Origin of the sequence: Flintibacter muris (assembly GCF_943192995.1) — a bacterium.
Classification (GTDB): Bacteria; Bacillota; Clostridia; order Oscillospirales; family Oscillospiraceae; genus Lawsonibacter; species Lawsonibacter muris.
The window spans coordinates 85,236-96,106 of sequence record NZ_CALPCP010000012.1 but is presented as its reverse complement, the minus strand read 5'-3'; the positions used below and the strand labels follow the sequence as shown (position 1 = coordinate 96,106).

Sequence of the window (10,871 nt, the reverse complement as noted above, 5' to 3'; positions counted from 1 at the left end):
TCATTTCTTCTGCCCCCTTCCCTTCTATTTTACCATACTTTCCGGGCGGGGGGGATTAAATCAGTGGTTCCTTAGAACGGTAAACTGCCATCATCCGCAGGCTCTCCAAAATTCGGAGCGAAGCCGCCCGACAGGCCGCCAAAGGGGTCGCCGCCAGCCGCCTCCACAGGTCCGCCGACGCTGGCCGGGGGCTCCTGATCTTCCTTTGTTTTGGAGTCGCCGAAGTAAATATTCTCCGCGACGATCTCAGCGGAGCGGCGCTTGTTGCCCTCCTTGTCCGTCCAGTCCCGCATCTGCAGGCGGCCGGAGACCACAGCCATGCGGCCCTTGGTGAGATACTTGCTCGCAAACTCGCCGGTGGCCCGCCAGGCCACAATGTCGATAAAATCGGTGGCCCGCTCGCCGGTGCTCTTGTCCTTGAAGTCCCGGTCGCAGGCGATGGAAAAGCTGGCAACGGGGACTCCGGACTGGGTGTGGCGCAGTTCCGGGTCGCGGGTCAAGCGCCCCATGACGGTGATGTGGTTCAACATAGAATATCGCTCCTTTTCTTTAATTCTTAGCTTTCAATTCTTTTTCAGGCGTGTAGCGGAGAAGGTTTTGATTCACATACTGGCTTGCATAGTGCGTCAGTACGCCGCACAGCTCGCCCATGATCTTAGCGGCCTCCAGGTCGCGCTTCAGTGTCTTTATCGTGCCAATGGGGAGCACAAAGCGTCCCGATTCATCAAATTTTCCCGTTAGATAGCAGTCGATGTAAATGCCCTCGCTGCCACCCCAATTAAGGTGCGCCTCGAAGTCAAATTCGTAGGCAGTCAGCTCCACCTGCTCTTTCCGTCCCGTTTCATGGGCACAGGGCAGAATGTAATCCAGAATCGCCTCCGCCTTGCCGAAGTCGCCGTTCTCTCTGGCCATATGAATGGCTGTGCAGAACAGGCTGCCGCCGGTATCTCGAAGGACTTCCCCAGGCTGGAGCGGATAATTCTTTTCCAGCCACAGGCGGGCGCTCTCCCGGTCATAGTCGTGGAACAGGTTCAAGAACTCTTTGCTGCGGGCAAATTGGGACCGTTTGTCCCGCCGGGCGTAAAAATCGCTGCGCTCCTTGCAGAGGCCGTGGTAGCCAACCTGAGGCAGGAACGTGTCATAGGGGTGGGCGGTCTGCATGGTATTATAGATGCTTTTCAGCAGATCGTCGCCGGCAAGCCCCTTGGGGAGGAGGATCATCTCCTCCAGATCCTCATAGCACCGCTTACAGTAGCCCGTCAGGTGGATGGCGCCGCATTCGCTGAGTTCACAATAGACCAGCTGCCAGCCTCTGGGAATAAAATGGCTGTTGTAAAAGTTTGCAGCAGCTTCATCGCTGCCCGCCATGTGGCGGTTACATTGACAATAGGAAAAAACCATCTTATTTAACTCCTTTTTTATGTTCCCGGCCCCTGAAGGGGCCGGGAAATTCTTCTTATTGCAAGGCGGCCAACTGCTCCAGCGGCGTGTAGGTGAAGCCTACCGCCTCATGGGCCTGACGGCTGATGCTCTCCAGGTCGGTCAAAAGTCCGTCTGTCATTTGCTGCTCACTGTCGCTCTGGGCCTCGGAGGCCAGCTTCTGCTGGTCGCCATACAGCCGAAGCAGCTCACCCCGCAGCTTAATCAGGGCTTTGCGACCAACCTGTTCCTTGGCCGCGTCAAATTCCTCCTTGGCCTCGGCCGCCATGCCCCGGATGTTGTTCACCTTGTCTTGCATGGGGTTGATGCACATGCGGTTCAGTTCCGACTCCACCACAGACCGCTCCCCCGGTTTCTGCCAGAGGTAGTTTTTCAGCGCCAGAAGGTCCTGGGGCTCCACCTGAGTGTGCCCGGACAGCCACGCCTTAGCCTGTGCGATGGGGTAGTAGTTGAGGTATTTGCGGTCGGACACGGGAATGTCGTCCTTGCGCAGCTGGCACAGGATATCGTCAGCCAGTTCGTTGATGGCCTCCGGAACCGGAAGATTTGCAACCTCCTCCTGCATCTGCTTCAGTTCATCCAGAGTGATGGAGGCGGTGATTTGTCCGGTGCGGCCAGCCTGCTTGTCCCGCAGGACGGCCAGCCGCTTGTCCCGGTCCTCAATGTTTGCCGTTACCACCTTCAGTTCCAGACGGTCATACAGGGCCTCAAGGATTTTCTCCTGGGGATCGCTGAAATTGGGCACCTCGTTTGACGCCGCAAAGAAGAAAATGGTAGGGATAGGGTATGTACTGCCCTCGTTGGTGTATTTGCGCTCGTTTAGAGCGGTGAGCAGGGAGTTGAGCACCCCGTCGTTGCACTTGAAAATTTCATCCAGGAACACAATGTCGGCCTCGGGAATCTTACCGGCGGTCTGTACCATAGGCTCCCCCTTGTGCAGGGCAGCTACGGCGGAGCAGTAGGTTTCCAGCTTCTCCGTCGCCTTTCTGATGAATTCAAAGGTTGCAGGAGTGTCCTGTTGCTGACCGTCCATCGCACATTTCAAATCGAAGCGAAGATTATGATAGACACTATCCTGCTCCAAAATATTTTCTGGCACAGCGCCAGGGATCAGACTGGACAGGTCTATGCGGCCGAAAAGCTGTTCCTCATCCGTCTGCTTGGACAGAAGCCGCTCAAACTGCCGGGCTCCGGTGATCCGGCTGCGGAAAGCGTTGATGGCGTAGCTCTTGGCCTGACCGGGAGCGCCCAGAATAAACAGGTTCTTCCGGGTCAGCAGGGCGATGGCGATCATCTCCACCAACTCCTCCCGCTCGGCCACCTGGGCGTTGACATCGGTAATTACGGCAAGCATAAGCAGCCTCCCGATTCAATTCAATCTCACATAACTCAATAACCTGCTGGCACTGGTCCATCTCAAAGCCACCAATATGGGCGTTTTTCTCCGGAAGGTCCATCCGGCCAGCCAGCCACTTGTAGGCCCTGGTTCTGGTCATGCCGTTTTCCCGCCAGAAGGCGTCAAAAACCTGGTGGGTCTCCCGCCGTTTGAGCCGCAGCACCTCATTGGCCACGTTGCCCAGGGGACGGTTGGTCCCCTTATGGCAGCCCACCCGGGCGTTGCAGTTCTGGCAGAGGTAGATGTTCTCATTGGTAAGGCCCAGCCGGTCGGTGGAGGCCCCATAGATTTTTCGGGCCGGAACCAGTCGAATCACACCGCCGCAGTAGCGGCAGATGGTGGGAATTTTCATTTGTGTCCACCCCCTACGCCGCTTTCTTTTCTGCGGGCGGCCGCTTCGCCGCCTTTTTCGGCTGTGACCCTCCAGGCCGAACACCCGTTTGCATATAGAAGGCATTTTCCGTGTTCAGTGTCAGCATCCCGCCGGCGGCAACACCCAGCGTGGCCGTCCCGGACAGGGACCGCAGGCAGCTGCTCAGCCGCTTGGTGAGATACCAATATTCCCCCTGGGGCATTCCGGTCAACGGGGCCACGGTAATGTCTGGACATAGTATCTGGGAAGTCGGGGACAAAACCGCGCCCAAAAGTTTCGTTTCTTCAAGAAAAGACCTCCTATACAAACCGGCGAGGATGTGATATACTTGCCTCTCGGTGATGTAAAATGATTTTTGTTTGTGATAAATGCTATTTTCTCTTTAGCCGTTCCACTGAACCAGAGCAGTGTCCTGACTGCGGCAAGTACGCCGTCCGTCTGGCGAATGAAGCGGAGCGGCAGGAGTATGAGGAACATTTGAAGGAGTTTCAGTCCTAAGCATAGACCATCTGAGAAATGGCGCCAATGTGCCGGGCAAAGCAGGCCAGGAGCAGCGGATTAAAGATGCCGCAGGCCCCGGACACAATCATGTCACTGGCCTGTTCCTGGGGGTAGGCCGGCTTGTAGACCCGAGGATGGATGAGCGCGTCAAAGGCGTCTGCCAGCCCCACCACCTGGACCCAGGGAGTGATGCTGTCCCCGGCCAGCCGGTCGGGATAACCACTTCCATCCCACCGCTCATGGTGGTGACGGCACACGTCGCAGATCAGAGGGAACGCCTCACACTCCCGCAGCTCCGGGATATTCTCCAGTAGTTCACAGCCCTGGGTTGTGTGGGACTTCATCACCTCAAATTCTTCCTGCGTCAGACGCCCGGGCTTGTTGAGTATTTCCTGCGGAATGCTCCGCTTGCCCACATCATGGAGCAGGGCCAGGGTGGCGTACAGCCGGATTTCTGCCACAGTCAGCGGCGGGATGACAGCTGCGGCGGAAAAGGTGCGCAGAAGCTGTCTGGTCAGGTTTTCAAACTGTACGCTGTGGGGAGCGTGGTCCATGAGAAGCTGCTCCCGACGCAGAACGGTAAACGTAGATTCTATGTTCAATTTTGTCACCTCGTTGATAAGATAGATAAACAATCGGCAGGAGGAATTTCCACATGAGTATCGTGATAAATCTGTACTATACAGGAGAAACCGGGAACGCCCGCAAATTTGCGGAGGAGATGGAGCGTAGCGGAACCGCTGATTTAATCCGTCAGGAGAGCGGAAACGAGCGGTACGCCTACTTCTTCCCGATGGACGACCCTGAGACGGTTTTGCTGATCGACATTTGGAAGGATCAAGCCTCCATTGATATGCACCACGCCTCTCCGATGATGAAAACGATTGCCCAACTGCGGGAAAAGTACGATTTGCATATGCGGGCGGAGCGGTATGTCACAGATACGGATGGGATGCCTTCTGCTGATTCGCAGTTCATAAGGCGTTAAGTTGAAGGGACGGCCCATTGCTGGACCGTCCCTCTGTTTTGGCTTAATAGCCTGTCTTGGGGAGGGTGGGAATAACGGTGTTGGTCAGCTTGCGGATGACCGTCACCCAGGTAGCCTGGGCGGTCTGCCATGTTCCCTGATACTTGCCGCCTGCGTCGGCCCGGTTGATCAGCTGGTAGCCGTTGGCCGCCGTCCCGCTGACGGTAACTGTCAGGGTAGGATTGGCAACCGACTGGAAGCCAACCGGAACCTTGCCGAAATCGCAATAAATATCAGTGACATACTCCCCGGCCTGCATGGGGATAGCGTTCAGGCTGAAGGAATAGTTGCTGCTGGTAATCAGGTTGGACGCCAGCACCTGATAGGTTGCCGAGTAGTTGGTCTTGTAGAGAATACGGTAGTTCAGCCGGGCGCTGTAAGTGCCGGTGGTGAAAATGGTCGCCCGGGCTGCGTCGGTGGGAATGCGATCATGCCAGTAAAAATCGGAGAGCGCCACGTTGCTGGTATTCGCCACTGTGAAATCGTAGCGCATCTGACTCCCGGCCAGGGCCTCGGCGTTGCCCCGCTTGGTGATGGTCACACCCAGGTTGGAGGGCTTGTCGTAGTCGCTCACCTTGATGATCTGCCCAGAATATTCAAGCGTTTCATCAAAGGTTTTCCCGCTGAGCTGCCAGTAGGTGGGAGCGGTTACCTCCACAATTTTGTAGCGCCCTAACGGGAGGGGCTTGGAGGCGGCCACACCTCTGGCGTCGGTGGTGATGTAATCGACGACCTTGCCCGAGCGTGCTTCGCTGATCTCATACACAGCACCCTGGAGGGGAGCGCCTGCGGGGGTGCCGGTGACCTCGTTGTACTCGGCGGCGTACTTGTAGATTTGGAATTGACCGGTAATCGGGGTGTTTTCCCACTCGATTTCCACCGTTTTGCCCGGCTGGACATAGACAGTCTTGTATTCCTTATCCAACTCATAGCCGGGTGCGGCCTCCAATTCGCGGATATAAAGCCGTCCCTTGCCCTGGACAGTGAGGTCGTCGATGTAGATGTACCCCTGGTCATCGGTGGAATACTCGCCAATGGGGTTCTTGTTCTGGTCGTAGACCAAAAACTTTACGTTGTAAATCCCCAGGCCGGTCACGCTGTCAATCTTGTGGAGGATAATCCCGCTGAAGGGGGCGTTGGTCACGGTCAGCGTAGTGGTCTTGTTGTCCTGAATGGTGAAATAGTGGGGTGTGGTGTCGATTTTGAAGCCCTCGGCGGCCTCAATCTCCACACAGTAGTAGTCACCCGCATCCAAGGACACATGGACACGGCCATTGTCCCCGGTGGTCACAGTGTCCACCAGCGCGCCGTCCATCTTCCGGATTTCAAAGGTGACACCCTTGATCCGCTGGGACTTGTCCGCCTCGGATACCTTAATCAGCTCCAGCCCACCGATGGGGGCGTTGTAGAAGGTCAGCGTTTGCACAGAACCGGACTTGATCTCAATGCTCTGGGGCGTGGAATCCAGCACATAGCCGTCCAAACTTTTGGTTTCGCGGGCGGTTATGACCGTTCCAGGGGTGAGGTCCTTGATGGTAATGCGGCCAAACTGATCGGTTTTGTAAATACCATTGTTCGGTCCCACAAAGGCCCCGCTGCTGTCGGTAATCAGGAACTCCACCCCAGCCAGGGGCTGGTCCTTGCTGCCAGTGACAAACTTTTGGATGACCAGCGCCTGGGTGGGTACGTTGTAGACAGTCACGGTCTGCGTATCGTTGGCGTTGACCTGGACGGTCTGCGTGCGGTACTTTTCCTCGATATAGTACCCCGGAATTGTCTCAATCTCGGTAATGATCACCGTTCCGACAACACCGGAAATCTTGATCTGCCCATTGGCATCGGTGGTGTAAATACCGTTGGTAGAGGTCTTGCCGCCGTCCTGGTCCACGTTGGAACCGTCCGCATAGGTAATTTTGAAGGTTACTCCAGCCAGGGGGTGCTTGTCGATTGCGTCCACCTTATTGATAATGAGATTGCCTGCCTTCTGGTTGACAAAGCGGAGGGTCTGGCCACCAATGCCGCCCTCGATTTTAATGCTCTTGGGGGTGGGGTCCAGCACCACGCCGTCGGGCACGCGAATTTCCCTGGCGGTGACGGTAATTCCAGGCTCCAGGTTGGGGATCACGATGCGGCCATTTTCATCGGAGATGTACTCACCATTGTTGGGACCGATAACCGCACCGCTGGAATCGGTGACAAGGAATGTCACGCCCTTTAGGGGCTGTTCTCCGGTTTCCGTTTCCAGGTACTTCTCAATGGTCAATGTTGTCTTGGGCAGGTTTTCTACGGTCAGGTTGTTCCCGCCGCCAGATGTACCAGTGCTGCCGCCGTTGACGATTCCTCCACTGCTGTTCCCGCCGCTGGCAACACTGTTGCTGCCGTTGCGGACAATGATAGTGCGGGGTGTGGGGTCCAGCACATAGTTAGCGGGCACCTTGGACTCCACGACCACTACCGTGGAATTGGGGATAAGACCGGTGACGGTCACAGTCCCGTCGGCTCCGGTGGTGTAGCGGCCCAGGATATTGCCGTCGCCGTCCTTTAGCGTAAATTCCGTGTTGGGTACGGGCTTTCCGGTGGTTGCGTCCACCTTCCGAATGGTGAGAGAGCACAGGGGCTCATTGAGGAACACCAAAGTCTGGGTGTCCATCGGGTTGACCGTGACCGTCTGGGTCTGGGTGCTCTGGTCAATGACATAGCCGGGGGCCGCTTTGACCTCTTTTGCTACCACCGTTCCGGTGATGCCGCTGATTCTGATTTCGCCTTTGTCGTTCGTGGTGTAGAGGCCGTTGCTGCTCAGGTGGCCATTGTCGTTATCCACAAACCCACCGTTGGCGTAGGTCAGCTGGAACTGCGCGCCGGAAATAAACGCACCGGACACACTATCCTTTTTCTGGATTACCAGAGTCCCCGCTTTGGCGTTCCAGAAGGTCAACTGCTGGACCCGACCGCCCTTGATAAGAATATCCTGGGGCGTTCCGTCCAGCACGAAGCCCTCCACGGTCTTGATCTCTCTGGCAATCACCGTGGTTCCGGGCTCAATGCCTTCCAGGACGATTTCTCCCGCCTTGTCGGTGTAATAGCAGCCATCGTCCGGGCCAACGGCAGCCCCAGAACCGTCCACCACCTTGAAGCACACCCCGCTCAAGGGCTCGTTCTCAGTGCCCTCGATGAACTTCCGAATTATTAAGGTAGTACCTGGTTCATTATCGAAAATCAGGCTGTTGGAAATACCGGACTTCACCACAATGCTTTTGGGCGTCTCATCCAAAATATAGCCGGTTGGGGCTTTGGTTTCGGACACCATAATCGTGCTGCCGGGCTCCAGGCCGGAGACGACCACCGTACCGTCCGTCCCGGTTTTATAGATGCCATTGGTGGGACCGACCGCGTGACCTTCGCTGTCCCGGACGATAAACTCAGCGTTCGCCAGGGGCTTACGGGTCACAGCATCCCGTTTCGTGATGGTCAGGGTGGCCTTGGGGGTGTTGGTTATGATGACGGTCTGGGTATCGCCGCCCGAACCGATGACCACATTGGTGCTGGGGCTGTCCATGACGTAACCGTCCGGGGCCTTGATCTCCGAAAGTACATAGGCGCCGGGCGCGAGATTGGTGATCCGGATTTCGCCCTGGGAATCGGTAGTAAAAATGCCGTTGGAGGTCAGCGAGGATGTGCCGATCACACCGTCCAGGCCCACCTCGCAGCCAGCGGCGGTAGTGATACGGAACTGTGCGCCGGGCAAAACCTGGTTGGTCTGACTGTCCCGTTTCTGGATGATCAACTGGCCACGGGGCTGGTTCTTCATGGTCACACTGACCGTTTTTCCTGCTTGAATCACGATGATTTGGGACTGCGTATCAATGAGGAATCCCGCCGGCGCTTTTGTCTCAGTCACCACCACGCTTTTTCCGGGAATGAGGCCCTCAATGCGAACCTCTCCGTTTTCGTCCGAACGGTAAACGCCGTTGGAATCCCCAATGAGGCTACCGTCTGAGTAAGTCACCTTGAACTCCGCGTTTGCCAGGGTGACGCTGGGATTGACGCTGCACACCTTCCGAATGAGCAGGGAGCCGGTGGGCTGGTTGCGGAACTCCAGGGTCTTGGTCTCGTTGGACTCAATCTTGACCGTCTGGGGCACGTCGTCCAAAATGTACCCGGGTCTGGTCCGGGTCTCCTTTACCACCAGCGTGGTTCCCGGCATGATGTCGGATACCAGGATAGTACCAGCGCTGTCGGTGGTGAAGTAGCCGTTGCCGTTGCCCACAACCGCACCGTCGCTGGTGGTGATAAAGAACTGAATGTCACTCAACGGCTCCTTCGTGATACTGTCCACCTTCTTGACCAGGAGGGAACCGTACTTGCTGTTGGTGAAGGTGAGGGTAATGCAGTCCTGCTCCTTGCCGCTGATGTAGGCCGTCTGGGGCGCGGTATCCATGACGTAGCCGTGGGGTGCTGAGATTTCTTCACACACATAAGTACCTGCGTCTAGGCCGGTGATCACGATATTGCCGTTGCTGGAGGTCGCATACTCGCCTATAATCGTACCGCCGCTGCCGGAGGTCCCGCCCAGGTAGCGGACCCGGAACCAGGCGTTGGCCAGAGGCGCGCCGGTATCCGAATCAATTTTCCGGATGACCAGGGCGGATTTTGGGATGTTCTCAAAGGTCACTTCCACGGAGGTGTCATGCTCAATATAGATGGTCTGCTCGGAGGGCTCTTTGAGCATGAACCCTGCCGGCGGCTCCACCTCGATGATTTTGTACCAGCCCGTGTCCAGGTTGTCCAGGTGGATGATGCCATTTTCATCGGAATAATAGTAGCTGCTGGTCAGCTGCTGGTAGGTGCCATTCTGGTTCTTGTCCTTGGACACCCAAATTTCAAACTTAGCGCCCTTGATTCCGTCTCCGACGATAGAATCTACCTTATAGATGGTGAGGCCGGGCTTCTTCTCGTTCTCAATGCTGACTTCGGTGGTCTTGCCGGGCCGCAGATAGACCTCGTGGGGCGTAGTGTCCAGAATGTACCCCGCCGGGGCCTGTTTTTCGGTGATGATGTAATATCCTTCGGTGAGGTGCTTCTGAGGGACGGTGATCGTGCCGTCCGCGCCTACCGGGAAGTCACCGATTTTCACGCCGGCCTTGGTCTTGACTTCAAAAATAGCGCCAGTCAGGTGCTTGCCGTTGATATCCACCTTCACGATCTTCAAGGTGGGCCGCTGGTAGTTTTGGAACTCCACCTGGGCCTCTTTGTTGGGGAACAGGGTCACGGTCTGAGGCGTGGTGTCCAGAATGTAATTCTCCGGAACGCTCTGCTCGGTGACGGTATAGACGCCGGGCAGGAGGTCGGTGATGACTATTTTTCCGTCGGCCCCCGTGGGCTTGGTGGTGATGGTGGGGCCGTCCGCGCCCCGCAGGGTAAAGGTCACGCCGGGGATGGGATCGCCGGTGTCCTTGTCCCGCTTGCTGATGATCAGGCTGGGCCGCTTGTCGTTGCTCAGCCGCAGTTCCGCAGTCTTGCCGGGAGACAGCTCCACATGATACTCAGTGGTATCCAGGATGTGGTCGGGCAACGTGGCGGTCTCCACAACGGAGTAAATTCCGGGCTCCAGGCCCTCCACCAGAATCTCACCGCCGTTCTGGGTAGTGCGGTCGATGGAGTGGCTGGCGTCCCCTATCGGAGTGATCTTAAAGGTAACACCATCCAATGCAGACCCGTCCGCGCTGGTTTTGATCAGCCGCAGGCCGGGCTTTTTTGTATTCGTAAACACAAATTCAGCGGTGTCGTTGGCTCGCAGGTGGATGATGCGCTGGGCGTTGTCCACCACATAGCCGGGGCACTCCAGCTCCGTTACCTCGTAGGAGCCGGCGGGGAGATTGCTCAGGTCGATCTCGCCATTTCCGTCCGTGACAAACTCCTGGGGGCCGTAGCTGCCGTCGATGGCCCGGATGCTGAACTTCACACCAGGAATGGTTTTGGACGGGTCAGAGCTGTCAACCTTCACCAGCTTCATGCCGGGCTTGGTATCATTGAAGAAAAACAGCTCCTTAATGCCGCAGCCAGCGGTCAGCTCGATCTCCTGGGGGGCGGTGTCCTTGATGTGGCTGTCGTCCCCGGTGTCCACCTCCACTGCC

Annotated in this window: 9 protein-coding genes; 2 read left to right on the top strand and 7 right to left on the bottom strand. The window is 56.8% G+C overall.

The window, feature by feature from the left end:
- Positions 1–71: 71 nt before the first annotated feature.
- From NFS22_RS11555 to NFS22_RS11535, 5 genes are read right to left on the bottom strand one after another with little or no spacing between them, the layout of a single operon-like run.
- Complete coding sequence (locus tag NFS22_RS11555; protein WP_251317907.1) at positions 72–530, bottom strand: single-stranded DNA-binding protein; 459 nt, start codon at positions 528–530, stop codon at positions 72–74.
- A gap of 19 nt (positions 531–549) precedes the next feature.
- Positions 550–1,401, bottom strand: coding sequence for a hypothetical protein (locus tag NFS22_RS11550; RefSeq protein ID WP_251317906.1), 852 nt, complete (start codon positions 1,399–1,401; stop codon positions 550–552).
- A gap of 55 nt (positions 1,402–1,456) precedes the next feature.
- Entirely contained in the window at positions 1,457–2,734 is a 1,278-nt protein-coding gene (locus tag NFS22_RS11545; protein WP_251317909.1) for an AAA family ATPase, read from the bottom strand.
- Positions 2,616–3,188, bottom strand: coding sequence for a zinc-finger-containing protein (locus NFS22_RS11540; protein ID WP_251317905.1), 573 nt, complete (start codon positions 3,186–3,188; stop codon positions 2,616–2,618). The genes NFS22_RS11545 and NFS22_RS11540 overlap by 119 nt, the downstream gene beginning before the upstream one ends.
- A gap of 13 nt (positions 3,189–3,201) precedes the next feature.
- Positions 3,202–3,468, bottom strand: a complete 267-nt coding sequence (locus tag NFS22_RS11535; RefSeq protein ID WP_251317904.1) for a hypothetical protein — start codon at positions 3,466–3,468, stop codon at positions 3,202–3,204.
- 89 nt (positions 3,469–3,557) lie between these two features.
- On the opposite strand from NFS22_RS11535, the gene NFS22_RS11530 reads away from it, so the two are divergent.
- A complete protein-coding gene (locus tag NFS22_RS11530; RefSeq protein WP_251317903.1) occupies positions 3,558–3,707 on the top strand; it encodes a hypothetical protein in 150 nt (49 codons plus the stop codon).
- On the opposite strand, the gene NFS22_RS11525 is transcribed toward NFS22_RS11530, so the two are convergent.
- Positions 3,704–4,312, bottom strand: coding sequence for an HD-GYP domain-containing protein (locus tag NFS22_RS11525; protein WP_251317902.1), 609 nt, complete (start codon positions 4,310–4,312; stop codon positions 3,704–3,706). The genes NFS22_RS11530 and NFS22_RS11525 overlap by 4 nt on opposite strands.
- 53 nt (positions 4,313–4,365) lie before the next feature.
- Here NFS22_RS11525 and NFS22_RS11520 point away from each other — a divergent pair, with 53 nt between their 5' ends.
- The gene (locus tag NFS22_RS11520; RefSeq protein WP_251317901.1) at positions 4,366–4,698 is read left to right on the top strand and encodes a putative quinol monooxygenase; all 333 of its coding nucleotides are present in this window, start codon (positions 4,366–4,368) and stop codon (positions 4,696–4,698) included.
- Positions 4,699–4,741: 43 nt separating this feature from the next.
- Here the strand turns inward: NFS22_RS11520 and NFS22_RS11515 are convergent, their stop codons facing one another.
- A complete protein-coding gene (locus NFS22_RS11515) occupies positions 4,742–10,861 on the bottom strand; it encodes a SpaA isopeptide-forming pilin-related protein (RefSeq protein ID WP_251317900.1) in 6,120 nt (2,039 codons plus the stop codon).
- Positions 10,862–10,871 lie beyond the last annotated feature (10 nt).

Excerpts from the sequence above, each read along its gene's own strand:
- NFS22_RS11555 (WP_251317907.1), bottom strand. The coding sequence starts at position 530 with ATGTTGAACCACATCACCGTCATGGGGCGCTTGACCCGCGACCCGGAA.
- NFS22_RS11550 (WP_251317906.1), bottom strand. The coding sequence starts at position 1,401 with ATGGTTTTTTCCTATTGTCAATGTAACCGCCACATGGCGGGCAGCGAT.
- NFS22_RS11545 (WP_251317909.1), bottom strand. The coding sequence starts at position 2,734 with ATGATCGCCATCGCCCTGCTGACCCGGAAGAACCTGTTTATTCTGGGC.
- NFS22_RS11540 (WP_251317905.1), bottom strand. The coding sequence starts at position 3,188 with ATGAAAATTCCCACCATCTGCCGCTACTGCGGCGGTGTGATTCGACTG.
- NFS22_RS11530 (WP_251317903.1), top strand. The coding sequence starts at position 3,558 with ATGATTTTTGTTTGTGATAAATGCTATTTTCTCTTTAGCCGTTCCACT.
- NFS22_RS11520 (WP_251317901.1), top strand. The coding sequence starts at position 4,366 with ATGAGTATCGTGATAAATCTGTACTATACAGGAGAAACCGGGAACGCC.